Source organism: Bradyrhizobium sp. CB3481, assembly GCF_029714305.1.
Taxonomy (GTDB): domain Bacteria; phylum Pseudomonadota; class Alphaproteobacteria; order Rhizobiales; family Xanthobacteraceae; genus Bradyrhizobium.
Window position 1 is genome coordinate 4,245,205 of the sequence record NZ_CP121647.1, and the last position, 24,573, is coordinate 4,269,777.

Annotated in this window: 18 protein-coding genes, 2 tRNA genes and 1 pseudogene; 5 read left to right on the forward strand and 16 right to left on the reverse strand. The window is 63.8% G+C overall.

All coding sequences use genetic code 11. The annotated features are described in order from the left end of the window. Positions 1-245 precede the first annotated feature (245 nt). The 6 genes from QA643_RS20610 to QA643_RS20635 form a co-directional block, all read right to left on the reverse strand. The gene (locus tag QA643_RS20610; protein ID WP_283027745.1) at positions 246-632 is read right to left on the reverse strand and encodes a VOC family protein; all 387 of its coding nucleotides are present in this window, start codon (positions 630-632) and stop codon (positions 246-248) included. A gap of 135 nt (positions 633-767) precedes the next feature. Beyond that, positions 768-3,638 (reverse strand): valine--tRNA ligase, encoded by a 2,871-nt coding sequence (locus QA643_RS20615; RefSeq protein WP_283034867.1) that lies wholly within the window; start codon positions 3,636-3,638, stop codon positions 768-770. A gap of 243 nt (positions 3,639-3,881) precedes the next feature. Then, positions 3,882-4,586 (reverse strand): DUF2497 domain-containing protein, encoded by a 705-nt coding sequence (locus QA643_RS20620; protein WP_283027746.1) that lies wholly within the window; start codon positions 4,584-4,586, stop codon positions 3,882-3,884. 309 nt (positions 4,587-4,895) lie between these two features. Further along, complete coding sequence (locus tag QA643_RS20625; protein WP_283027747.1) at positions 4,896-6,302, reverse strand: TolC family outer membrane protein; 1,407 nt, start codon at positions 6,300-6,302, stop codon at positions 4,896-4,898. 252 nt (positions 6,303-6,554) lie between these two features. Next, positions 6,555-7,220: a methyltransferase domain-containing protein gene (locus tag QA643_RS20630; RefSeq protein WP_283027748.1), complete on the reverse strand. Its 666-nt coding sequence runs from the start codon at positions 7,218-7,220 to the stop codon at positions 6,555-6,557. 156 nt (positions 7,221-7,376) lie between these two features. Continuing rightward, complete coding sequence (locus tag QA643_RS20635) at positions 7,377-7,568, reverse strand: hypothetical protein (protein WP_283035092.1); 192 nt, start codon at positions 7,566-7,568, stop codon at positions 7,377-7,379. Between the two features lie 299 nt (positions 7,569-7,867). Between QA643_RS20635 and QA643_RS20640 the strand changes: the two genes are divergently transcribed. Next, positions 7,868-7,942 (forward strand) — tRNA-Asn (locus QA643_RS20640). Between the two features lie 435 nt (positions 7,943-8,377). After that, positions 8,378-9,100, forward strand: a complete 723-nt coding sequence (locus QA643_RS20645) for a choice-of-anchor K domain-containing protein (RefSeq protein WP_283027749.1) — start codon at positions 8,378-8,380, stop codon at positions 9,098-9,100. A 262-nt stretch (positions 9,101-9,362) separates the two neighbouring features. Here the strand turns inward: QA643_RS20645 and QA643_RS20650 are convergent, their stop codons facing one another. After that, a complete protein-coding gene (locus QA643_RS20650; RefSeq protein ID WP_283027750.1) occupies positions 9,363-9,620 on the reverse strand; it encodes a hypothetical protein in 258 nt (85 codons plus the stop codon). 252 nt (positions 9,621-9,872) lie between these two features. Between QA643_RS20650 and QA643_RS20655 the strand changes: the two genes are divergently transcribed. Beyond that, the gene (locus tag QA643_RS20655; RefSeq protein ID WP_283027751.1) at positions 9,873-10,052 is read left to right on the forward strand and encodes a hypothetical protein; all 180 of its coding nucleotides are present in this window, start codon (positions 9,873-9,875) and stop codon (positions 10,050-10,052) included. A 59-nt stretch (positions 10,053-10,111) separates the two neighbouring features. Here QA643_RS20655 and QA643_RS20660 read toward each other — a convergent pair. The 9 genes from QA643_RS20660 to QA643_RS20700 form a co-directional block, all read right to left on the reverse strand. After that, positions 10,112-10,185 (reverse strand) — tRNA-Cys (locus QA643_RS20660). Positions 10,186-10,287: 102 nt separating this feature from the next. Further along, the gene (locus tag QA643_RS20665) at positions 10,288-11,025 is read right to left on the reverse strand and encodes a hypothetical protein (RefSeq protein WP_283027752.1); all 738 of its coding nucleotides are present in this window, start codon (positions 11,023-11,025) and stop codon (positions 10,288-10,290) included. A gap of 32 nt (positions 11,026-11,057) precedes the next feature. Continuing rightward, the gene (locus QA643_RS20670) at positions 11,058-11,918 is read right to left on the reverse strand and encodes a hypothetical protein (protein WP_283027753.1); all 861 of its coding nucleotides are present in this window, start codon (positions 11,916-11,918) and stop codon (positions 11,058-11,060) included. A gap of 244 nt (positions 11,919-12,162) precedes the next feature. Continuing rightward, a complete protein-coding gene (locus QA643_RS20675; protein WP_283027754.1) occupies positions 12,163-12,642 on the reverse strand; it encodes a hypothetical protein in 480 nt (159 codons plus the stop codon). A gap of 204 nt (positions 12,643-12,846) precedes the next feature. Further along, positions 12,847-13,578 (reverse strand): tRNA-uridine aminocarboxypropyltransferase, encoded by a 732-nt coding sequence (locus tag QA643_RS20680; RefSeq protein WP_283027755.1) that lies wholly within the window; start codon positions 13,576-13,578, stop codon positions 12,847-12,849. Positions 13,579-13,613: 35 nt separating this feature from the next. Beyond that, entirely contained in the window at positions 13,614-16,718 is a 3,105-nt protein-coding gene (locus QA643_RS20685) for an efflux RND transporter permease subunit (protein ID WP_283027756.1), read from the reverse strand. After that, entirely contained in the window at positions 16,719-19,868 is a 3,150-nt protein-coding gene (locus QA643_RS20690) for an efflux RND transporter permease subunit (protein WP_283027757.1), read from the reverse strand. 48 nt (positions 19,869-19,916) lie between these two features. Continuing rightward, positions 19,917-21,344, reverse strand: coding sequence for an efflux RND transporter periplasmic adaptor subunit (locus QA643_RS20695; protein WP_283027758.1), 1,428 nt, complete (start codon positions 21,342-21,344; stop codon positions 19,917-19,919). Further along, the gene (locus tag QA643_RS20700) at positions 21,334-22,770 is read right to left on the reverse strand and encodes an efflux transporter outer membrane subunit (protein WP_283034868.1); all 1,437 of its coding nucleotides are present in this window, start codon (positions 22,768-22,770) and stop codon (positions 21,334-21,336) included. Before QA643_RS20700 ends, QA643_RS20695 begins: the two co-directional genes overlap by 11 nt. A gap of 477 nt (positions 22,771-23,247) precedes the next feature. On the opposite strand from QA643_RS20700, the pseudogene QA643_RS20705 reads away from it, so the two are divergent. Both QA643_RS20705 and QA643_RS20710 read left to right on the forward strand, forming a co-directional pair. Further along, a pseudogene (locus tag QA643_RS20705) lies at positions 23,248-23,457 on the forward strand (NAD(P)-binding protein); the annotation flags it as partial. A gap of 74 nt (positions 23,458-23,531) precedes the next feature. After that, positions 23,532-24,572 carry an FAD-dependent oxidoreductase gene (locus QA643_RS20710; RefSeq protein ID WP_283027759.1) on the forward strand — a complete coding sequence of 347 codons (1,041 nt, stop codon included), beginning with the start codon at positions 23,532-23,534 and terminating at the stop codon, positions 24,570-24,572. The last annotated feature ends 1 nt before the right edge of the window (position 24,573 follow it).

A 24,573-nucleotide genomic window follows, 5' to 3' on the forward strand; every position in this document is an offset into this window, starting at 1 on the left:
CGAAAGATGATGACTTCCGTCACCGCAATTGATTGCGAGAATTCTCAGGCCCGCAATTGCAAATGCAATGAATGCGGCAAGCAAATGCACCATGTGGCTGATTTGCCCAAGACCGCCCGATTCAGGGCTGCCTCGATCTTTCGCTGCGATCAATGCAAATGTATCGCGCGAAGTGATCTCGACGAAGGTTGATGGCCGCCGGCTCGCGCAGTTTACGCCATCACCGTCTTCGTCAGGTCGGCATCTCACATCGGCCGATGGCACACCGCCTCGACCTTGTTGCCGTCGGGATCGCGCAGGAAGGCGCCGTAATAGGCGGCGTGGTAGTGGCGCAGGCCCGGCGGGCCGTCGTCGGTGCCGCCTGCGGCGATGCCGGCACGCCAGAAGGCATCGACCTCCTCACGCGATTTTGCCTTGAAGCACCAGTGGCGGCTGGCCGCCTCGTCCGGCTCCGGGCCGCGGTAGATCGCGATATAGACGCGATCGGGATGCTGCGCGTCCGCCCGCTCGCCGTAGCCGAGCCAGCGGTCGCTACGGCCGACCTTGACGACACCGAGCGCGGCCATGATCGCATCGTAGAAGCGTTCAGCGGCAGCAAACTCGAAAACGGTGATGGAGACGTGGTCGAGCATCGATCAGGTCCTCGATGATGGCTCTCTCAGTCGTCATTGCGAGGAGTGAAGCGACGAAGCAATCCAGTTGGCCGTTATGCCGCGGCATGGATTGCTTCGCTTCGCTTGCAATGACGAGGATGGTTCGGCGCCCCGCTACTGCGACGCCAGCTTCAGCCGCTCCAGCGCTTCCTGGAGCTTGGCCTTGCGCGCGACCGCCGCCTCGCGCTTTTCCTTTTCTTCCTCGACGATCTCTTCGGGCGCGTTGGCGACGAACTTCTCGTTGCCGAGCTTGGCGTCGACACGCTTGATGTCGGCGTCGGCCTTGACGATTTCCTTGTCCAGCCGGGTTTTCTCCGCGGCGAGATCGATCACGCCCTTCAGCGGCAACGCCACGACTTCGCCCCGCACCAGTAGCTGCACTGCGCCTTCCGGCGGACGGTCGGCGAAGTCGATCGCGGCGAACCGCGCCAGCCGCTTGATGATGTCGCTCCAGCGGTGGGCGCGCTCTTTGGTCTCGGCCGAAGCGCCCGCCAGCACCACCGGGATCATCGTCGCCGGCGGAATGTTCATTTCCGATTTCACCGAGCGGATGGCGGTGACGAGATCAACCACCCAGCCGATCTCGGCCTCCGCGGCGGGATCGCTAAAATCACCGGCATCGACCGCGGCCATGACCGGCGCGATCAGGGGATCGCCGGGCGCGGCTGTCGCCATCGCCGCGATCTGCTCGACCGTGACCGCGCTCGCCTTGCGCGGCCATTCGGCCAAAACCAGGAGGCCGTCGCGCGCGGCCGTTACCGCCCAGAGCTCCTCGGTGATGAACGGCATGAACGGATGCAGCAATTTGAGGATCTCGTCGCGTGCCCAGGCGATCATGGCGCGCGTCTCGGTCTTCGCCGTCCCCTCCTCGCCCATCAGCACGGGTTTGGCGAGTTCAACATACCAGTCGCAATAGACGTTCCAGACGAAGCGGTAGATTGCATTGGCCGCATCGTTGAAGCGATAGCCCTCGATCGCCTCGGTCACCTCGCGTGTGGCGCGCGAGGTTTCGTGCGCAATCCAGCGGTTCAACGTTTCCTTGGCCGCCGCCGGATCGAAGCCGACCGGTTGCGTGCAGCCGTTCATCTCGGCGAAACGGCAGGCATTCCAGAGCTTGGTCGCAAAATTGCGATTGGTCTCGACGAGCTGCGGCGACAGCTTGATGTCGTGGCTGTGGGCCGCGCCGCGCGCCAGGGCAAAGCGCAGCGCATCCGCGCCGTATTCGTCGATCACGCCGAGCGGATCGATGACGTTGCCTTTCGACTTCGACATCTTGGCGCCCTTCTCGTCGCGAACCAGGCGGTGGATGTAGACCGTCGAGAACGGTGCCTCCTTCATAAAGTGCAGGCCCATCATCATCATGCGGGCGACCCAGAAGAAGATGATGTCCCAGCCGGTGACGAGCACGTTGGTCGGATAATAGCGCTTCACTTCGGCCGTATCCTCCGGCCAGCCGAGCGTCGAGAACGGCCAGAGCGCGGACGAGAACCAGGTGTCGAGCACGTCCTCGTCGCGGGTGATGAAGCCTTCGCGCTTAGACGGATCGCGGGCCATCTCGGCCCCCTGCTCCGGCGTGATCACTTCCTGCTCGACATAATAGCCGAGCGCGTTGCCGACGGCCTCCTCCTCGGTTTCGGCGACGAACACCTTGCCGTCGGGACCGTACCAGGCCGGGATCTGGTGACCCCACCAGAGCTGGCGCGAGATGCACCAGGGCTGGATGTTCTCCATCCACTCGAAATAGGTCTTTTCCCAGTTCTTCGGCACGAAGCCCGTCGTGCCCGAACGCACCGCCGTGATCGCCGGCTGCGCCATGGTTTTCGCATCGACGTACCACTGGTCGGTCAGGTAAGGCTCGATCACCGTGCCTGAGCGGTCGCCGTGCGGCACCATGTGCGTGTTCGGCTCGATCTTCTCCAGGAAGCCGAAATCCTCCAGCCGCGCCACGATCGTCTTGCGCGCGGCGAAGCGGTCGACATTGTGCAGCTCCTCCGCCAGCATCAACGCGCCTTCGGGCAATCCGCGCAGATAGTCCTCATTGTCGACGAGCGCCATGGAGCCTTCGCGATCGAACACGTTGATCTGCGGCAGGTTGTGGCGCTTGCCGACCTCGAAGTCGTTGAAGTCATGCGCCGGCGTGATCTTCACCGCGCCCGAGCCCTTTTCCGGGTCGGCGTAGTCGTCGCCGATAACAGGGATGCGGCGGCCGACCAGCGGCAGGATGACGTGCTGGCCGATCAGGTGCCCGATCCGCTCGTTCTCCGGATGGATCGCAACGGCTGTATCGCCGAGCATCGTCTCGGGCCGCGTGGTCGCCACGACGACGAACGTCGAGGGATCGTCGGGGCTGAAGGTCTTGCCTTCGATTGGATAGCGCAGATACCACAGGCTGCCCTTGACCTCGACCTGCTGCACTTCGAGATCGGAGATCGCCGTGAGCAGCTTGGTGTCCCAGTTCACCAGCCGCTTGTCCTTGTAGATCAGTCCCTCGCGGTGCAGCTCGACGAACACCTTCACGACCGCGCGCGACAGCCCCTCGTCCATCGTGAAGCGCTCGCGCGACCAGTCGCAGGAGGCGCCGAGGCGCTTGAGTTGATTGACGATGGCGCCGCCGCTCTCCGCCTTCCACTGCCAGACGCGCTCGAGGAATTTGGCGCGGCCGAGGTCGCGCCGGCCCGGCTCCTGCCGCTCCATCAACTGCCGCTCGACCACCATCTGGGTGGCGATGCCGGCATGGTCGGTACCGGGCTGCCACAGCACGTCGCGGCCGCGCATGCGCTCGAAGCGGCACAGCACGTCCTGCAACGTATTGTTCAGCGCGTGGCCCATATGCAGCGAGCCCGTCACGTTCGGCGGCGGGATCACGATGGTGAAGGGCGCGGCGTCTTTGCGCTCAGGACGGCCGGCCTTGAACGCGCCGCTCTCCTCCCAGATCAGGGACATGCGGCTTTCGATATCGGCGGGCTGGTAGTTTTTCTCGATCATGACGGTGCAGTTGGAGTGCTGGGCGTTCTCGAGCAACCCGTCGCCGGCCCACCCAAAGAATACGCATTCAAAACAACGTGGTAGCGCCCGGTTCTAGCGAGATCGGCGCCGGACGGCCCCTAGAAAGCCGCCGCAGCGCCTCAAGTCAACCTGACAAGTCAACTCCGAAGACGGCAGGACGCCGTGATAACGGCCAGTTGAGCCGCTGAAGCCAGCGTTGGAGCCGTCGCTGGGACGCGGGAACTAGCGCCCGCGCGAGACGCGCTCGATTTCGGCCTTGACGATGCGCTCGACCAGTCCCGGCAAATTGTCGTCCAGCCAGGATTTGAGCATCGGCCGCAGCATTTCCTTGACCAAATCCTCAAGCGTCCGCGCATTGTTGCTGAGGACGGTATTGGCCAGCGAATTGAAGGCTGATTCCACGGCGGATACGGTTGTACGCGACAAGATCGGTTGCTGGGGCGGGCTGTCGTAGGAAGACTCGTGGGCCGGTTGCCGGTTTCTGGATTCGCTGAATTCGATATCGTCGGCGGGCTCGATCCTGCTGAACGACGCGGCCGGTGGTGGCGGCGGCGCCGGATCGGGCAGCGCCATCTCGTCGGTAAGTTCGAACACGTCGGGCTCGGGCGGCGGCGCCGGCCGGACCTCGGGCTCCGGCGTCGCCGCATCGAGACTCGCCAGCATGGCGTCGATGTCGTCCTGGCTATTGCTGACGGCCGGAGCCGGCGCGGGTGGCGGCGGTGCAGGAGCAGGTTTGGGCGCAGACGCCGGCTTCGGCGGGGGCGCGATGGCGGACGGCGGAATGTCCTTCATCACGGGCTTTGGCGACGGCGCCGCAGCTTCCGGCTTGGCAGCCGCAGGCTTCGCCTCGTCGTCGGCGATGATGCGACGGATCGACGCCAAAATCTCCTCCATCGAGGGTTCTTGGACCTTCGCAGGTTGCGTCATCTCCGACTCCACATCGAAACCATTTTACACCAAAGCCACGAAGGAATTGCCGGTTCCGAATATGCAGGCCGGGATTTTCACCGCACAAGCCTGACTTGTCCCCAGATCAGGTCTGCCCGCTGCACCACGCGGGAGCCCCTATTCCCCTCAAGACGACCCACACACCCCCGAATACGAGGACGCGGCGCGAATCGCCCAGCTCGCCCCGGAAACGGTACGTCATCGCTCTAAATGATTGCAAGCAAAGCGCCCGGCGCTTCAGGCGCCGGGCGACGATATTGGTCTCGTGTTGCGCCTGAGGCGCCGACGTCAGCGGCCGTCGGGCGTGCGAACGCCGGCCCAGCTGTCACGCACCTGATGATAGTGCACGCTCGGGTCGTAGACCGTGGTCGGCAGGTTGAGCACCTGCGGCGATAGCCGGCCGACCTTGTCGAGCACGGAATAGGACGCCACCACGCGATCGTGCTGCGCGGTGACCAGCGCGACGCGTGCGTTGACCAGCGCCTGCTGCGCGTTCAGCACGTCAAGCGTGGTGCGTTGCCCTGCCTTGGCTTCCTCGCGCACGCCGTTCAGCGCGATTTCGGACGCCTGCACTTGCGACTGGGCGGACGCGACCTGCGCCTTGCCGGCGACCAGCTGGCCCCATGCCGTGACGACGTTGGCGCGGGTCTGGTCGCGGGTCTGGTCGAGCACGAGACGCTGCTGAGCCGCCGTTTCCTTGGACTGGCGGATCAGCGAGTATTCGCTGCCGCCCTGGTAGATCGGCACGTTGAGCTGCGTGGTCACGGACGCGCCGAACGAGCGGTACTGGATGAGGCTCTGCTCGTAGGACTGCTGCACCGCCGCCTGCAGCGTGACGGTAGGCAGCAGCGCGCCCTCCGCCACCTTGACCTGCAGGTAGCTGACGTCAATGCCGAACATCGCAGCGGTGACGTTCGGATTCTGTATCAGGCCAAGTTCGACGGCCGCCGGCAGCGTCGCGGGCAGGAAGCGGTCGACCGGCGAGCCCGGTGCCAGATTTTCCGGCTCGTTACCGATGATGCGGCGGAAGTTCGAGCGCGTCGTCGTCAGATTGGCTTCAGCCGTCAGGAGCTGCGTCTTGCCTGCGGCGAGTTGCGCCTCCGACTGCGCAACGTCCGTGCGGGTGACTTCGCCGACATTGAAGCGGTCGCGCGTCTGCTTGAGCGTCTGCTCGAGCACGCGCACGTTGCTCTTCTGCACCTCGACGATCGCCGAATCGCGCAAATAGTCCATGTAGGTGGTGGCGGCGCTGAGCAGCACGGTCGATTCGATTGCCCGCAGAGCCTCGCGCGCGCCGGAAACCTGACCTTCCGCCGCTCTGGTCCGGTTCGCGGTCTGCTGGCCGTTGAACAGCGTCTGCGTGACGGTCGCGCCGACGCTGCGCGGCGGATTGGCACCGTGAATGTTGGTTTTTACGAGATTGGTGGGCGTGCCGCCCTGCGTGCTCAGCGTGTCCGTATACTGGTAGCCCGCGCTCGCCGTCACCGCGACCTTCGGGCGATAGCCCGACAGGGCCTGCGGCACAGCTTCGTCGGTCACGCGCACCTGCGCGCGCTGCGCATTGAGCTGCGGATTGCCTTGATAGGCGCGCACCAGCGCCGCCTCGATCGTATCGGCCAAGGCGGGCATTGCGCCCATAAAAGACAATAGAAGGGCCGAGGCCGCCGCCCCGGTAAATGCCTTCACCCCACGCATCCCAAGCAATCCAATCGTTATTTTGATCGCCCGGCCCATGCACCATGCTCGCACATGATCGTTAACCGAACGTCGCTTCACTCGAAGTGAGTCCCAGCTCACCTTAGTCCGCACGTAGGCCGGACGGAACTACCCCACAAGGTATATTCCGTCGAAACTCTTCACGTGGGGCAAACGGGCCACACTTCTGATTTGGAAAGGGATTTAGCCGGCCGCGGAGGGCAAATATTGGGCGTGGAAGGGGCTGAAACGCTAGAAAACGAAGGCCGGAACAAGTTCCATGCCGGGCAGCAGCGGGGCAGCGGCGTCGAACAGCGCACGATGACCGAAATCGCCGTGCGAAGCAGTCACGATGGTTGCCCGCGCCGGCCGCGATGTCGCAAAAACACCGACCAATCGGCCACCATCGCGCAATTGTCCATAGAGTTGCTCCGGCACGATCCCGGTGGCGCCGTTCAGTACGATGACGTCATAGGGTGCTTTGGCCGAATCGCCGTCGGCCGGCGCCGCGGTTCGGACCACAACGTTTCCACAGCCGTTCTGGGCCAGAAGCGCCTGCGCCTTCGCCGCCAGCGCTGAATCGCTCTCGGTCGCCGTGACCTCGGCCGCGAGCTGCGCGACGATGGCGGCGGCGTAGCCGGTGGCGCAGCCGACCACCAGGACGCGGTCGCTCGCCTTGATCTCGGCGGCCTGCAGCATCTTCGCGAGCACCGCTGGCTTGATCAGGTAGCGCTTGGCCGCGCCGCCCTCGCTGACGTCGAGATCGAGGTCCAGATAGGCCAGCGCCTGCCGGTTTTCGGGAACGAAGGCCTCGCGCGGCACTGCCAGCATGGCATCGAGAATGCGGATATCGGTCACGTCGCTCGGACGCACCTGACCATCGACCATCTTCTGGCGCGCGGTCGCAAAACCGGACATAGGCTAAGACCCCGAAAGCATGCGGCGTGGCCGCCGAAACAGCTGAAAGTTAAGGCCATCTTTGGTACAAGCGGGCGCAAAACGCAACATGCGTACCCTGCCCGCGCGGATGGCCGCCGCCCGCACTGACGAAGCGCCGCCTGCTCGACGCGCCGCCTACTCGATCGTGACGGCGAGGCGCGCCATCAGACGCGCCACCTCATTCAGATGTTGGGCATCGTGCGCCTCAACGGCTTTCGCGAGCCGCAGCAGGCATTCGTCGTCGCTCATGGCGTCAATCGCGCGATCGCTCATGGGAGGAACATCGCCCGGAACGATCGAGGGCACCGTGTGGATCAGGTCGGTCATATTGGCTGGCATCGAATCAGCTCCCCTTGAAGCCCGGCATGACCAAGCTTTTTGGCCGATTGAGTCGAATTGGCGGCTCGGCCCAGGATCGCGGCCGATGCCCCTGTGGATGACGAAATCGGGCGCATCCGGTTCCCGTCGATCCCGTCGGCGCCAAGGCAGAATGATGACAAATCGTTGTGACGCAGGGACTTTCCGGTGCGGCTCCCGGCAGAAACAGAAACGGCGATTTGGTCCTTTGCAAGCCTGAAAGGCTTTGTTATACGCTCCCCGCATCGCGAACCTCCTGGTTCGCCTATTCCTCGGTAGCTCAGCGGTAGAGCATTCGACTGTTAATCGAATGGTCGCTGGTTCGAATCCAGCCCGGGGAGCCAGCGCTTTTTGTTGCGCCGGCGCCGCCGCCCATGCCTCGAAAAGGCGGTCTTCTTTCCCTTTAAATCGCGAACGTATTTAAAGAGCGCCGCGCAGATATCCGGGCGCGTATATAAAGCCTCGCACGTGCATCTGCGCGATCCGGAAGGCTGCTGATCACACCGAAATGATTGCAAGGCGACCTTGCGTCAGTTTTCCCAGCGGAAGGCGGGCGTTCGATGCATGTGCACGCTTCAGTGCAGATACATCTGGTGCAGATATATCGGCTGATGCCGATTGCAGGCCTAAAGCCCGCCCCTCCTTGCAGGCGAGCGCCATTCACCATACAACCAGCAGCGATATTTAATCTGGATAATCAATTATACCGTACTTGACTACCAATATAATATCTGAAAGGGTTCCATTAAATAAAACACGAAGAAATGGGGTGTCCCGCGATGGGTAATATATTTAAATTTTTAGCCGCGGGCGTGCTCGCCGCTTCGGTTCATTCACCGGCAACCGCGGCCGTCGTCAACTTTACTGGCAACGGTGAGTTTTCGAACATCTCGAATTGCGGCGGCGGCAGCCCCGGGTGCTCCATCACCAACAACGGCAACGTGCTCAACATGTCGGGCGCGTCGAATCAACAAAACAAGCCGAGCACGCTGACCATCACTGACATCACCGGCAGCAACATCACGACGAACAAGAACGACTACGTGATCGGCATGATCACCTGGGTGAACCGGGCGACCTACAACACCGACACGAACTTCAACGTCAAATATACTTTCACGTTGAACTTCACCTCGCCGACCAATTCGTCTGATTTTCAGCCGTTCTATCTGAACATCCAGCAAACGACCAACCCGGCGCCTGACAACGTGTTCAACATCAGCCAGTCAACGCTCAACGGTCTCGGCCCGTTCACGCTCAATGGCGTCACCGTTTCCGACATCCATTTCGTCGAATATGGCGATGGATGGTACGACGGGAGCAAATGGACGAACCCCGAAGGCGGAACGTCCAAACTTAAGATCGTGGCGGACTTCACCTTCGCGGCGGCGCCTCCGGTGCCGGAGCCGTCGACCTGGGCGATGATGATCCTGGGCTTTGCCGGCGTCGGCTTCATGGCTTACCGCCGCAAGCGCGGCGGCAGTGCGCTGACCACAGCCTGATCACATCAGTAGAAACAATGCAAAAGCCGCCCCGCACCGGGCGGTTTTTTTCATGAGCGCCATCGTGGCCTAACGCACGGCGATCGCAGCGATGAACAGCACGCAGGCGGCGGCGGACGCGATCGTCCGCACGTGATTCCCCGCCGTCCAGTTCCGCCGGGTAGCGCGCCCACACGCAGGATGCGAAGGAAGCCGCACGCACGCTAAACCTGTTCAAGCGGATGCTACCGATGAATCTGGAGGCACTGGGGATGAGAGAGGCTTACCGCTCGAACACTGCAGCGCAGGCCGGGCTCAGGCTGCCTTTCTGCCGACGCAGGCAAGCGGTAATCGCCCGGACATTTGGGATCTCGCCAGCGCAGAGTCGGTAGACATCGGGCGTGCAGGCTTTGCGCTGTTCAGGGGTGCCTTGCTGGGCATGCACTGAGCCGCCAGCAATCAGAGCAAACAGAAATCCCGGCGCCAGAGCCCGACGGAAGCGATAGAGAAGCATCGCACGTCGCACCAATCTTGCCTTCATCGCCGCTCTCCGAGCATCGTGCCGCCTTGACAAGGCGGCCTTCAATAAGCCGGATACGCGAGCTAAATTTTGCATAATGTGATTTGTCTCACACGGTGTCATGCGACCGCCGGAGTACCGTTCGCGCGGGGACTTCAACACTTTAGTAACCAGGTTTGCCGCGGTCGCCGACTCGTTAAAATTCGAACGATCCGCCTAATCTGGAAACAAAATTGATTTGCCACCATCGCCTCCCGAACCGCGGAGAGCGCGATGAGCGAAGTTGAATACGATTTGCTGCTGGAAGCCGTTCAGACGGCCATTGCGCCAGCTTCGGAGGATGATTTCGTGGTCCAGACCCAGCGCTCTTATCCGTCGCCGCGCGCAGCCAATGACAATAAGGCCCCGTGGCCGCTGGTCCCGTTTCCCGAGGGCTGGTACGCCGTCTGCTGACCCCCCGCCGCGGCCTGCCGTGGTCTCATATAATCGGTCTAAGTCATTGATTATATGGATGGAGGCCACGACCAGAATTGAACTGGTGTACACGGTTTTGCAGACCGTTGCGTAACCACTCCGCCACGTGGCCCCATCGGGCGCACTCATATACGGCCTGCTCCGGATAGGCAACCAACCGCCGCAAATCCGGTCGTGTCCCGGTCAGCAACCTCGCAGGCTGAGGATCGCTGCTTCAACCGGCCGCCGCATCGCCGTTCCGGTTATTCCGCAGCCCAAGCTTCGCCGTCCTGGCGCGGATGCCGCCGACGGTCCGCTTCATTTCCAGCGCGATCGCCCGCGGCGCCTTGCCGCTATCGATCAGGACGCGCAGCAGCGCGTCGTCTTCCGCGGTCCACTCGGCGCCGCTGAGCTGAAAGCGTTCCTCGCGGCCGGTTTTCTTGCGCAGCGGCGCAAACCTCGCCCAGCCCAGCGTCTCCCGGAAAATAATGACAAAGGCGATCCAGAGCACGATCGCCCGCCCCTCGGACAGAGCGGCAGAATTCAGATGCGCCACACTGAACGTCGCCGGCAACGACGCATTCAGGGCGGGCCAGATGTCTGCAGCTATCGCGTTGACCACGTAGACGTACAGTGACACGAAAGGACCCGCGGCCAGGACGCCGATCGCAGCAATCAGCCAAAGCGGCAGTTCTCGACGGGTTCCCTTGCTCAGCAAATGCGTTGCAAAGCCGGTCATCCACCAGGGCACGGTGGCGAGCGCAAGAACATACACAGCCGCGCCGATTCCCATGATCCCCGTATACGGCCCGAGAACGGCCGAAAGCATCGCCAGTATGACCGGAATGCCACCGAAGAACGCGAGATCGATCCAGGCCTGCTTTGACAGGCGCAACTGTGCAACCAATTCCATTTCGTTGCTCCGTTGGCATCTACCGGCATCAGTCATAGTGCGAGAGATGGAACGGAGCAACGTGTGGTCGCAACATCCGCGATCGTGTCGGCTCAGCGCCGCTCTACGGCCTGAAGCCGGGGCCGCCCGACGGCGGGATCGAGCGAGCGGCGCAAATGGTCTTCCAGCTCATCGAGCAGGAAGAAGCTGACATCATCGACCGAGCCGTGCCCCTTTGCGAACGGCTGCTCGAGCAACCGGATCAGGTACAGCACATAGACAAACATGTAGGTGATGAAGCCAAACAGCAGCGCCGCCGCCGGATCGCCCTCCGTCTTCAATAGGAGCAGCAGGAGGATGATCGAGAATACCAGCGTTTGCACGAGCACGTGCACCGAGGGGACGAATTCGACGCGCTGGATGGTGTAGATGCGAAGCAGCCCCCGTCGGATCGCATCCTGATTGGTGCGCAGACGCACGACGAAATTCGCGGCCATGCCCATGCCCTCCAACCCACCGAGGATCGGCGTCAGCTTGCCGAGTTCGTCGAGCACGGGCGAAATATTCTTGTGGCGATAGGCACGGCCCAGGCCTTCACGCAGCTTCGCAACGACGGCAACGAGGATCAGCCGCGGTTCCCTGAGATTGAAGCGCTCGTTGGTGCGCGCGAAACATTCGAGATCGCCGTCGATGGCCTCGATCGCAGTGCGCAGGGCCGTCGGAATTTGCTCGGCTTCCTTGTAGTCCTTGAGAATGCTCGACAGCAGGAAGCCGATGATGAAGATGGCGCCGCCGATGCCTGACGTCACCAGGCCGTTGAGGTCGAGGAACTCCAATCCGAAATAGTGAACGATGGCCTTGGCGCCGCCGAGCAGCAATACGATGATGCCGACCGTGAAGAACAGGCGGAATTTCTTCCGGAGGCTGAGTTCAGCGCCACCAAAAGGAAGGTGCGAGGTAAGCGAAGACGACAAAACGCCAATATCCTTTCGTTGAGTGAACGCAGGGCATGAACGTGTGGGGGAATCGCCGCGCCCCGCCCGCGGTTCCAGATGCACTGCCGCAGATAATCACCAAGCCTGCAAATGGCTCCCCGTTCCGCGTGGCGGCGCGGGCGACATATCGCCACAACGGTGCTTTGCGCGAATGCCTGGCGCGCGGCTGATCGCCGCGGCGAGCGACACGCGGCTACTGCCAGTTCCGGTTACATCCGGAGCATCAGACGGCCAGATTGTTGCCTGCGGCGATTTTCTTTTTCAGGGTCTCACAGACGCTGCGGACTTCGGATGTCATTAGCGAACAATCCTCGATCTGCAGGAAATAGCGCTTGCCTTCCTCACGATAGTTCGCCGCCAATTCCTTGATTTCGCCGACCATGGCGTGAACGCCCGCCACCATCGCCTCGCATTTTTTGGCAGCGTCGGCCAATTCGGCGCCGAGCGCTTCGATTTCCTTCACAGCCGCATCGTATTCGCGGACCACGGCTTCGGCCGAGAGTTTTCCGACTTGATTGACGCCATCCTTGTGCTCGACGTAATCGGGCATCGGGCTTTTCGGCAACGGCCGATCATCGTTTTGAGGGAGCTGGTGGGCGGCGGCGGCTCGCCGGGCGTTGTAGATAAGGCTGCCGATTTCCCCTTCGATATCGTCGGCATCAAGCAACGGAGATTGGGTGAGAATTTCTGCACTTAAACTCATCGACTTTGCTCCAAATAGTTACGCGGAGAACAAAGAACTTAACACCGTCAAGGGGGATGTCATCCTTGTCCACAACGCGCTATGTCGCGGTGCGGACATTGGAACCGATCTGTTGCCGCCTTTGCGGTGACGGGTAACGGTGCAACACCGTGCAATTTTCGGTGTACACGCTTGTCCGGCGCAGCCCCCGTTTGAAGACCGGAATTAGCCGCGCTTGCGCCGGCGCCAATCGCGCTTTTTCGGCTTCGGCGCGAGCGCCGGCGTTTCCGCCTGCACCTCTCGATATCGCGCTAGCATGCGCTCGAAGCTGGCGTTGAGCGCCTCTGCGATCTTGGGGCGCTTTTCAAGGCCGGCGAGCAGCAGGCCGGCGGCCTCGATGGTGGAGAGGCCGTCGCGGCGCGGCTCGCGGCGCAACTGGCCGTAGCGCGATGGACGCTTCGGACCGAGGATTACGCGCTGGCACTTCAGCATCCACGCATTGCGCCACCACAGCGCCTTGGCCTGGCTCCAGGTACCGTCGAGCAGCACGATGCCTTCGATGTCCTCGAGGATGGCGCGCTGATGCGGCTCGATCTCCCCCTTGCGGTCGATCGCGACGATCTCCGCATCGGTATCGAGATCGCTCACCTTGGCCGAACCGAGATAAAGCACCGCCCAGCGCGAGGGATCGTCGACCTTGCGTCCCAGCGCCTTGGACAGGCTCGGCCATGACAAGCCGATTTTGACGACGGCATTCTTGAAATGCATTGCCGTCAGCCGTGCGGTGCCGAGGACCTTATCCTGCTCTTGTGGGTGCACCAGGATCAACAGCGAGATCCTGCTTTCGACCGGGGTGACGCTGTCGCAGATGCAGAGCGGCAGCGGCTTGCCGCAATGCGGGCAGTCCGCGACGGCCTCCATGTCGGCTGCGGCCGGCGGATGGGGTGGTTCTGACATTTGCCCGCTATACGCTTAGTCGCCGGCAATTCCAACTATTCGGCGGGCGCTGCCACCGCGATCGGCCGGGATCGCCGCCGCAGCCGGTCGATCAGGAGATAAATCACCGGCGTCGTGTAGAGGGTCAGGATCTGCGACACGAACAGGCCGCCGATGATGGTGATGCCGAGCGGCCGGCGCAGCTCGGTGCCGGGGCCGGTGGCGATGACCAGCGGAATGCCGGCAAACAGCGCCGCCATCGTCGTCATCAGGATCGGGCGGAAACGGGCACGGCAGGCCTCGGAGATCGCATCCGCCGACGACAGGCCGCGGTTGCGCTCGGCGTCGAGCGCGAAATCGACCATCATGATGCCGTTCTTCTTGACGATGCCGATCAGAAGGATGATGCCGACGAAGGCGATCACGGTCAGCGGCGTATTGGTCACCTGCAGCGCCAGCAGCGCCCCTAACCCGGCCGACGGCAAGGTCGAGATGATCGTGATCGGATGGGCCAGGCTCTCATAGAGCACGCCGAGCACGATATACATCGCGACCAGCGCGCCGAGGATCAACAGCGGCTGTCGTCCGCTGGTCCTGTTGAAGTCGCCAGCATTGCCGTCAAAGCTGCCGCGGATGCCCTCCGGCATGTGCAGCTCCTCGACCGCGCGCTGGATATTCGAGGTCGCGACCTCCAGCGGCACATCGGGCAGAAGGTTGAACGAGACCGTCGTCGAGGGGAAGGATTGCGAGTGATAGACTGCAAGCGGCGACAGCCCGCGCTGGTAGCGCACCACGGCGGATAGCGGTATCTGCGCGTCATTGGCGCCGGCCACGTAAATGCGCTCGAGGTTGGAAGGATCGCTCTGGAACTTCGGATCGATCTCCAGCACGATCATGTACTGGTTGCGCTGGGTATAGATGATCGAGATCTGCCGCTGCGCGAACGCGTTGTTGAGCGCGTTGTCGATATCCTGGACACGCACGCCGAGGCTCGATGCGGTCTTGCGGTCGATCACCAGCGACAATTGCAGCCCGCCGGGATCGCGGTCGCTGGAGATATCGGTGATACCTTCGACCGTCTCCATGCGCTTGGCGACCAGCGGCGCCCATTTCTGCAGGAGATCGAGATTGGCGCTTGATAGCGTGTATTGATAGTCGGAATCGCTCTGCCGTCCGCCGGTTCGGATATCCTGTGCCGCGAACATGAAGAGGCGGATGCCGGCCACCCGGTAGAGATTGCGGCGCAACCGGTCGATCACCTGCGCGGTCGACATCCCTCCCCGCTCCTCGGGCGGCTTCAGGCTGATGAACATGGTGCCGCGGTTGGAACCGCCACCACCCGGCCCGGCGGTGCCGCCGAGCGATGACCCGACGCCGGCGACCGCCGGATCGGCCATGACGATATCGGCCAGTTGTTGCTGCAATCCGAGCATGGCCTGGAACGAGGTGTCGGCCGAGGCGCGCGTCGCGCCGATCACAAAGCCAGAGTCGTCGGTCGGGAAATAGCCCTTCGGCGTCTTGATATAGAGCACCACGGTCAACGCGATGGTGGCAAAGAACACGATCAGGGTCAGGAGCGGAAAACCCAGCACCGCGCGCAACGTCCAGGTGTAGAAAGCGACGATGCGCGACAGCGTGCCCTCGACCAGCCGGTCGAACCAAGTCGCACGGTCCGACGTCGCCTCCTTGATGTAGTGCGCGCAGATCATCGGCGTGATCGTCAGCGACACCACGGTGGAAACCACGATCGCGAAGGTCAGTGTCAGAGAGAATTCGCGGAGTAGCCGGCCGACGATGCCGTCCATGAAGATCAGCGGGGTAAAGGCCGCAACCAGCGACAGGCTGATCGAAAGCACGGTGAAGCCGATCTGCTTGGCGCCCTCCAGCGCCGCCGGATAGGGCGCCATGCCGTGCTCGAGGTTGCGGTACATGTTTTCGATCATGACGATGGCATCGTCGACCACGAAGCCGACCGAGATCGCGAGCGCCATCAGCGACAGATTGTCGATCGAGAAGCCGGCAAGCCACATCCCGGCGCAGGTGCCGGCCAGCGCCAGCGGCACCGAGACGCCGGCCGCAACCGTCGGCGTCACCCGCCGCAGGAAGGCGAAGACGACCACCATCACCAGGAAGGCGGTCGCCAGCAGCGTATACTGCATATCGAGCACGCTGGCGCGGATCGTGCCGGTGCGGTCGACCAGGGTCGAGATTTCCACCCCGCCGGGCAGCCACTGCTTCAGTTCGGGAAGCAGCGCCCTCACCCGGTCGACGGTGTCGATCACGTTGGCGTCGCCCTGCTTGGTGATCTGGATCAGGACCGCCGGCTGCTTGTTGAACCAGGCAATCGAGCGGCTGTTGCGGACGGAATCCTCGATGTCGGCGACGTCGGCGAGGCGGACGAAGTTGCCGGAGGCGCTCTTGACGATGATGTCGCGGAATTCGGCCGCGGTGCGCATCTGCTTGTTGGTCGAGATCGTCTCGCTCTGGCGGCCGCCGTTGAAAATGCCTACGGGCCCGAGCGGATTGGCATTGATGATCGCTAGCCGCACGTCGTCGGTGGCGATCCCCGCATTGGACAGCGCGACCGGATTGAGCGCGATCCGCACCGCCGGCTGGTCGGCGCCGGTGACGTTGACTTCGCCGACCCCGGGCACCTGCGAAATGCGCTGCGCGATCACGGTATCGGCGACGTCGTACATCGCGCTGGTCGTCAGCGTCTTCGAGGTCAATGCCAGCACGAAGACCGGCGCGGCGGCCGGATTGGCCTTGCGGAAGCGCGGCAGCGACGGCAGGTCGCTCGGCAGATCGGCCAGCGACGCATTGATTGCCGCCTGCACGTCGCGCGCGGCGCGGTCGATGTCGCGGCCGATCGAGAACTGCAATTGAATGCTGGTAGAGCCGAGCGAGCTGGTTGAGGTGATCTTGTCGAGCCCCGCGATCTGGCCGAGCCGCCGCTCCAGCGGGGCTGCGACGGTCGACGCCATCACCGAAGGGTCCGCGCCCGGCCGCGTTGCCGATACCCGGATCATCGGGAAATCGACATTGGGCACCGATGAGACCGGCAGGAACACATAGGCGACGATGCCGACCAGGAAGAGCCCGATCGCCAGCAGGGTGGTGCCAACTGGCCTCCGAATGAAGGGCTCCGAGATCGATGCCATCTATTGCATCCCCTCGGTGGCCCCGGCGACCGTCGGTCCGGGAGGTCCCGGGTCCGGCACGGCCTTCTCGATCTTTCGGTTGATCCGGTCGAGCGCCAAGTAGATCACCGGCGTCGTATAGAGCGTCAAGAGCTGGCTCAGCAGCAGGCCGCCGATGATGGAGATGCCGAGCGGGAAACGCAGCTCGGCGCCGGTGCCGCTCTCGACCGCCAGCGGCAGCGCGCCGAACAGCGCGGCCAGCGTCGTCATCATGATCGGGCGAAAGCGCAGCAGGCACGCCTGCACGATCGCTTCCGACGGCGACATGCCCTGATGCCGCTCCGCCTCCAGCGCGAAGTCGATCATCATGATCGCGTTCTTCTTGACGATGCCCATCAAGAGGATGATGCCTATCAGGCCGATCACCGACAGGTCCTGCCCGAACAGCATCAGCGCGAGGATGGCGCCGACGCCCGCTGAAGGCAGCGTCGAGAGGATGGTGATCGGGTGGATGTAGCTCTCGTAGAGCACGCCGAGCACGATGTAGATGGTGACGATCGCCGCCAGGATGAGCCATGGCTGGCCGGCCAGCGATTTGGCGAACTCGGCCGCATCGCCGGCATAGACGCCGACGATGCTGCCGGGCATGCCGATCCGGGTCTCGATCTTCTTGACCGCCTCGACGGCATCGCCGAGCGCCTCGCCGGGCGCGAGGTTGAAGCTGAGCGACACCGCCGGGAACTGTGCCAGATGCGAGATCGCCAGCGGCGCAGTGGTGCGGGTCAATGTCGCCACCGCCGACAGCGGCACCTGGGCGTTCGGCGCTCCGGCCGTGGCGCTTGCTCCACCCGGCAGATAGAGCTTTGACAGGATCGAGGGATCGCGCTGGTACATCGGCATCGCCTCCAGCACCACGCGGTACTGGTTCGCCTGGCCGTAGATGGTCGAGATCTGCCGCTGTGCGAAGGCGTCGTTGAGGGTGTCGTTGACCGCCTGCAGATTGACGCCGAGCTGGCCGGCACGCTGGCGATCGATGTTGAGCGCCGCGCGCAGGCCGCCCTCCTGCGCTTCCGAGGAGACGTCGCGGAACAGCGGGTCCCGGCGCATTTCGGCGACCAGCTTCTGCGCCCACAGCGAGACCTGCGCCGCATCGGTGCCGGTCAGCGTATACTGGTATTGCGAGCGGCTCGACTGGGTCGAGATCTGCACGTCCTGCACCGGCTGGAAATAGATGGTCATGCCGGGAATTTTCGCGATGCGCTGCTTCAGCCGATCGACCACGACGGAAATGTCGTCGCGCCGTTCGCCGCGCGGCCGCAGCGTCATCACCAGACGTCCGACATTGGTGGTCGGATTGACCGAGCCGGCCCCAATCACGGAGACCACGCCGACCACATCAGGATCGGCCTGGATCGCCGCCGCCGCGGTCGCCTGCCGGCTTTGCATCTCGGCAAAGGAGACGTCGGCACCGGCCTCGGTCACCGCCGTGATCGAGGCGGTGTCCTGCAGCGGCAAGAAGCCTTTTGGCGCGATTACGTACATAACGAGCGTCGCGGCAATGGTTGCGAACGTCACCACCAGCGTCGCCCGCTGGCGCTGCAGCACCCAGAGCAGCGTGCGATGGTAGAGGTCGACCATGCGATCGATGAAGCGGCTGACCGCGGCAAGCCCCGGCACCGTCATCTCCTCGCCGACATGCTTGAGCAGCCGCGAGCACATCATCGGCGTCAGTGTCAGCGACACGATCGCCGAGGTCACGACCGCGATCGTCAGCGTCAGCGCAAACTCACGGAACATGCGCCCGACGAGGCCCGACATGAACAATAGGGGGATGAAGACCGCGATCAGCGACACCGTCAGCGAGATCACGGTGAAGCCGATTTCGCTGGCGCCCTTCAGCGACGCCTCCATCACGGACTCGCCGTTCTCCATGTGGCGGACGATGTTCTCGATCATCACGATGGCGTCGTCGACCACGAATCCTGTGCCGATCGTCAGCGCCATCAGCGATAAATTATCGAGGCTGAAGCCGCAGAAATACATGATGCCGAAGCTCGTGATCAGCGACAGCGGCAGCGCCACCCCCGCAATCATGGTCGCACGCAGCGACCGCAGGAACAGCAGTACCACCAGCGTCACCAGCACCACGGACAGGATCAGCGTGAACTGCACGTCGCGCACCGAAGCGCGGATCGTGACCGTGCGGTCGGAGACCACGGTCAGGTTGACGCCGGCCGGGATCGTGCGCTGCACTTTGGGGATTTCCGCGCGGATCTGCCGGACGACCTCGATGACGTTGGCGCCAGGCTGCCGCTGGATGTCGATGATCACGGCCGGCGTGCCCTGATACCAGCCGCCGGTCCGGTCGTTCTCCAACCCGTCGACGATGATGGCGACGTCGCCGATGGTGACGGGCGAGCCGTTGCGGTAGGCGATGATGATCGGCTTGTAGGCCTCGGCCGCCGCGATCTGGTCGTTGGCAGCGATGGTGTAGGCCTGCTGGGCGCCGTCGAGCGATCCCTTCGGCCCTGAGACGTTGGCGCCCGCAATGGCGCTGCGCAGATCCTCCATCGAGATGCCATAGGCCGCAAGCCGCGCCAGGTCGGCCTGCACCCGCACCGCCGGCTTCAGGCCGCCAAGGATCGCGACCCGGCCAACGCCGGAAATCTGGCTGAGCCGCTGGCCCAGGATAGTGTCGGCGATATCGCTCATCGCGCGCAGCGAGATCGTTTCTGAGGTCAGCGCCAGCGTCATGACCGGCGCGTCGGCCGGATTGACCTTGGCGTAGGTGGGCGGGTACGGCAGGTTTTTCGGCAAAATGCCGGCGGCGGCGTTGATCGCGGCCTGCACGTCTTGCGTCGCGCCGTCGATGTCGCGGTTGAGATCGAACTGCAGCGAGATCTGGCTGACGCCGAACGATGAGGTCGACTGCATCGAGGACAGCGACGGAATCTGCCCGAGCTGGCGCTCCAGCGGCGCCGTGATCAGGGACGCCACCACGTCGGGGCTGGCGCCGGGCAACTGCGTCGTCACCTGCACGGTCGGGAAGTCGACCTGCGGCAGCGCCGAGACCGGCAGCGCCCAATAGCCGAGCGCGCCGCCGATCATCAGCGCGATCCCAAGCAGCGAGGTCGCGATCGGCCGGCGGATGAACGGTTCGGAGACGCTCATGCTTGCGTCCTCACTTGCGAATTCATTTACAGGCGTGCGGCGCGTCGATCATGGCTGCGACTTCGCAGCGCCGCCCGACGGCTCGGCTGGTGCCGGGCCGGTCTGTCCCTTCTGGTCGCCCTCGCCGCGCTCGCGTTTGCCGCGGCGTTCGCCGTCCTTGCCCTGGCCCTCTCCGCCCTGACCATCCTTGCCTTGAACGGCCTGGCCGTCCTTGCCTTGACCGCCCTTCGCATCGGGCGAACGGCTGCGCTTGCGCGGCGCAAGATCGGCGGTCGGCGCGCGGTCGTCAGTGCCGATCAACACCTTCGCGCCGTCGGACAGATTGGCGAAGCCCGTCGTTACGACGCGGTCGGAGGTCGAAAGGCCGCTGGCGATCACGGCATCGTTCTCGTTCTGCTGCGTCACCGCGACCGGTTTGGCGGTCGCGACATTATCGGGACCGATCACATAGCTGAAGGTGCCGACAGGGCCGCGCTGCACGGCGGAGGACGGCACGACAATCGCCTTCTCCAGCGTCTCGACCTTCAGCCGCACATTGACGAATTGCCCCGGCCAAAGCTGGAATTTGGCGTTGGGAAATTCGGCCTTCAGCTTCAGCGTGCCAGTGGTCGGATCGACCTGGTTGTCGATGCCCTTGAGCGTGCCCGTGTCGATTACGGTCACGCCGTCATTGCCGAACACGTCGACCGCAAGCGAGCCCTTGGCGGCGGCGGCGTTGACGCGCACGATCTGCTGCTGCGGCAGGCTGAACTGCACCGCGATCGGCTGCAACTGCGTCAGGATGACGAGGCCGGTCGCATCGGCCGCGCGGATGATGTTGCCCTGGTCGACCTGGCGCAGGCCGGCGCGTCCCGTCAGCGGCGCGATGATCTTGGTGTAGCCGAGCATCGCCTTGGCGTTATCGATCGCGGCCTGGTCGGCCTGGATCAGCGCTTCCTGCTGGGCGACCACCGCGCGCTGCGTATCGGCCTGCTGCTTGGAGCCGGCGTTCGAGGTGGCAAGCTGCTGATAGCGCGCCAGGTCGAGCTTCTGGTTGGCCAGCAGGGCTTCATCCTGCGCCTTCTTGGCCACCGCCTGATCGTACTGCGCCTGGTAGATCACAGGATCGATCTCGGCCAGCACGTCGCCCTGCTTGACGTCCTGCCCCTCGACGAAATTCACCTTGATCAGCTTGCCGTCGACCTGCGAGCGCACGGTCACTGTGTTGAGCGCGCGGACCGAGCCGACTGCATCGAGATAGACCGGGACGTCCTGAATGCGCGGCATCGCCGCCAGCACCGGCACCGGCAGATCGGGGCGCGCGCCGGGACCGCCGCGGCCGGTCTGCTTCTGCTGGAATGCGTTCCAGCCGAGATAGCCGAGCCCGCCCAGGATCAGCAGCATGATCGTCAGCGACACCATCCGTCGGCCAATGCCGCGCGCGACGCGCTTGCCCGCCGTCTTCGCGTCGTCCTTTGCTTCCGGCTTAAAGAGCATCGACCGGCCTTTCCATCCTAGGCTCCCAGCCGCCCCCCAGCGCCTGATAGAGACTGACGATCGCGAGCAGCCGGGCCAGTTGGGCCTGCGACAGCGCATCCTCAGCCTGGAACAATGTCAGCTGCGTATTTAGCACAACTACGATGTCGGCGGTTCCGGCCCGGAGCTGCTGCTCGGACAATTCGAATGCCCGCCGTGACGCCGCCACCACCTCGCGCTGCAGCCGCAGCTTCTCCGTGGTCTGGCGGATCGAGAACAAGGCGTTGTCGACGTCGGCAAAGGCCTGCACCACTGTCTTGCGGTAGGTCTGAAGCAGCTCATCCTGCCGCGCCTTGGTCAGTTCGAAATTGCCGAGGATCCTGCCGCCGTCGAAGATTGGCTGGGTCAGGCTGCCGACCATGCTGAAGAAGGCGGCGTGCGGCTGAAACAGCGATGTCAGTGCCGAGCTCTGATAGCCACCCTGCCCGGTCAATTGAATGCTCGGAAAGAACTGTGCGCGGGCGCTGCCGACATTGGCGGTCGCGGAGGCGAGCTGGGCTTCCTGGCGGCGGATATCAGGGCGCTGCGTCAGCAGCTCCGACGGCAGGCCGGGCGTCACGCGCGGCGCAGCGATCTGGTTGAGCGAGCCGCCTTTGATCCGCACCGATTCCGGCGGCCGCGACACCAGCGTCGCCAGCGCATTGATGTTCTGGTCGAGCGTCTGCCGCAGCGGCGGCACCAGCGCGCGCTGGTTGGCGAGCACGCTTTCCTGCTGCGCGACGTCGAGGTCGTTGCCGGTGCCGGCCCTGAAGCGGTCCTTGATGGCGCCCAGGATGCGCTCGGCGCTCGCGATATTTCGCTGCGCGGTGCGAATCCGGTCCTGCGCGGCCAGCACCTGGAAATAGGCGTTGGCGACCGTCGTCAGCGTGGTCAAGGCTACGACGTCGCGGTCGAAGCGGCTGGCATTCGCGGTCTCCTCCGCGGCCTGCGCGGCGTCGCGGTTCTTGCCCCAGAAGTCCAGCTCATAGCTGGCGCTGAACGACGCCGAGTAGTTGACGACCTCGCGTCCGCCATTGGTGAGTCCGCTGGAGCTCGATCCTGAAGTTCGCGAATAGGTCTCCGACCCGTTGGCGTTGAGGGCCGGCAATAATGCCGCACCCGTGATCCGCGCTTGCGCATCGGCCTGCTTGAAACGGGCGGTTGCCGCCGCGATGTCCAGATTGACGGTCTGCGCTTCCTCCATCAGGCCGGTCAGCTCCCGCGACCGGAAGCCGCGCCACCAGTCGAGCGTCGGCGGAGCATCCGCGGCCTTCGAGAGCCTCGCCGCCTTGTAGCCTTCGGGAATGTCGAGCGCGGGATCGGGCAGGTCCTTGGTCAGGATGCAGCCCGCCGAACCGGCGACGCAGCCGAGCACCGCGAAGAAGCGCGCCAGCCGCCTGCCGACCATCAACAGCCCAGGCCAGACCTCGATCGCAGCAGTTGCAAGGGATTGAGTCACACCCGTTCTCCACCGGGCAAATCCCGGCGCGGCGCATAACGAGCGCGTCTCCTGTTGGCCTGCACTACGATCACGGGGTGATGCTTCCGATGAATCCTGCCCGATATTAGCCTTGCGAACAGGGCGCGGACAGCCCCGCGCGGGCCTTCGCCGGCGACCTGTCCGGACAGGCAAAACGGCCGGCAAAGCGCCCGCTTCCCCCTTGTTTTATAGGGTTCGCGCGCCGTCCGGACGCCGCTGCGCAAGCGAATCTTACGAAGATTTCATGGGGTTTTCCGGCGATTTTCCTGGGGGTTTCCTGAAGTTTTTCCCCCGTTCTGACGCCCGGAATCCGCCTGCCGCACAAGCCGAATCGGCACCTGTTGCTGATTTGAAACTCCGGGAACAGCCCCCCGTATCTCGCCACGTGCAACGGAGGGGCCAAAAATGCGGGTCGCGGTGGTCGGGACGGGAATCAGTGGCAATGCCGCGGCCTGGACCTTGTCGAAACATTATCCGGTCACCGTCTACGACCGCGAGCTCAGACCAGGTGGCCACAGCCATACCGTCAGCATCGACTATGACGGCGTCAGGCTTGCCGTCGATATCGGCTTCATCGTCTACAACGAGCTGAATTATCCCGACCTCACCGCGCTGTTCGCCCATCTCGGCGTCGAGACCGTCGAGAGCTGCATGAGTTTTGCGGTGACGGCGGACACCGGTGGCTTCGAATGGAAAGGCGGCGGCAGCAACTGGTTCGAGACCGCGTGCGGCCTGTTCGCGCAGCCGAGCAACCTGTTGTCGCCCTCCTATCTCTGGATGCTGCGCGACATTATCACCTTCAACCAGCAAAGCATGAGGACTATGCCGCGGGCCGGCTGGCCGGGCTTTCGCTCGGCGAATATTTCCGCACGCGCCACTTCGCGCCGCGGCTGCTCACCGATTATCTGGCGCCGATGGGCGCCGCGATCTGGTCGGCGCCGTCAAGCGAGATGATGGACTTTCCGGCGGAAAACTTCGTCGCTTTCTTCGCCAATCATCGCCTGCTGCACTATGAGCGCCCCGCCTGGCGCACCGTGAAGGGCGGCAGCCAGCGCTATGTCGAAAAACTCACGGCATCGTTCCGCGACCGTATCAAGCTCGGCTGCGTCGTCACGGCCATCGAGCGTACGGCGCGCGACGTCATCGTGCATGACAGCCACGGCAAGATCGCTACGTTCGACCACATCGTGATTGCCTCGCACAGCGATCAGGCGCTGGCCATGCTGACGGATGCCGACGAGCATGAGCGCGCGATCCTCGGCGCGATCGGTTATTCGCCGAACACGATCTATCTGCACCGCGACGCCAGCCTGATGCCGAAACGCCGGCGCGCCTGGGCCTCCTGGAATTTTCTGCGCTGGCCGCGCCAAAGAAGCGTCGATCGGAGCGCCAGCAACGACGTCTCCGTGACCTACTGGATGAACGAGCTGCAGGGCATCGATCCGGACAAGCCGCTATTCGTGAGCCTCAATCCGCCGGTGGAGCCCGATCCCGCACTGACCTTCGGCAAGTATATCTGCGAGCATCCGCAATATAATGCCGCGGCCTTCGCCGCCCAGAAGCGGCTGCCTGAAATTCAGGGCCGGCGGCGTACCTGGTTCTGCGGCGCGTGGACCGGCTACGGATTCCACGAGGACGGATTGCGATCAGGCCTGGCGGTCGCCGAGGCACTCGGTGCGGTGGCGCCCTGGCGCGAGGTGCCGTCCGAATTGGCGGAGGCCGCGGCGTAGC

Bases quoted from the DNA above. Each gene is read 5' to 3' on its own strand.
- QA643_RS20680 (WP_283027755.1), bottom strand. From the start codon at position 13,578: ATGTCAGAACCACCCCATCCGCCGGCCGCAGCCGACATGGAGGCCGTC.
- QA643_RS20630 (WP_283027748.1), bottom strand. From the start codon at position 7,220: ATGTCCGGTTTTGCGACCGCGCGCCAGAAGATGGTCGATGGTCAGGTG.
- QA643_RS20635 (WP_283035092.1), bottom strand. From the start codon at position 7,568: ATGACCGACCTGATCCACACGGTGCCCTCGATCGTTCCGGGCGATGTT.
- QA643_RS20610 (WP_283027745.1), bottom strand. From the start codon at position 632: ATGCTCGACCACGTCTCCATCACCGTTTTCGAGTTTGCTGCCGCTGAA.
- QA643_RS20645 (WP_283027749.1), top strand. From the start codon at position 8,378: ATGGGTAATATATTTAAATTTTTAGCCGCGGGCGTGCTCGCCGCTTCG.
- QA643_RS20655 (WP_283027751.1), top strand. From the start codon at position 9,873: ATGAGCGAAGTTGAATACGATTTGCTGCTGGAAGCCGTTCAGACGGCC.
- QA643_RS20695 (WP_283027758.1), bottom strand. From the start codon at position 21,344: ATGCTCTTTAAGCCGGAAGCAAAGGACGACGCGAAGACGGCGGGCAAG.
- QA643_RS20700 (WP_283034868.1), bottom strand. From the start codon at position 22,770: ATGGTCGGCAGGCGGCTGGCGCGCTTCTTCGCGGTGCTCGGCTGCGTC.
- QA643_RS20690 (WP_283027757.1), bottom strand. From the start codon at position 19,868: ATGAGCGTCTCCGAACCGTTCATCCGCCGGCCGATCGCGACCTCGCTG.
- QA643_RS20625 (WP_283027747.1), bottom strand. From the start codon at position 6,302: ATGCGTGGGGTGAAGGCATTTACCGGGGCGGCGGCCTCGGCCCTTCTA.
- QA643_RS20615 (WP_283034867.1), bottom strand. From the start codon at position 3,638: ATGATCGAGAAAAACTACCAGCCCGCCGATATCGAAAGCCGCATGTCC.
- QA643_RS20685 (WP_283027756.1), bottom strand. From the start codon at position 16,718: ATGGCATCGATCTCGGAGCCCTTCATTCGGAGGCCAGTTGGCACCACC.
- QA643_RS20650 (WP_283027750.1), bottom strand. From the start codon at position 9,620: ATGAAGGCAAGATTGGTGCGACGTGCGATGCTTCTCTATCGCTTCCGT.
- QA643_RS20710 (WP_283027759.1), top strand. From the start codon at position 23,532: ATGGAAAGGCGGCGGCAGCAACTGGTTCGAGACCGCGTGCGGCCTGTT.
- QA643_RS20620 (WP_283027746.1), bottom strand. From the start codon at position 4,586: ATGACGCAACCTGCGAAGGTCCAAGAACCCTCGATGGAGGAGATTTTG.
- QA643_RS20675 (WP_283027754.1), bottom strand. From the start codon at position 12,642: ATGAGTTTAAGTGCAGAAATTCTCACCCAATCTCCGTTGCTTGATGCC.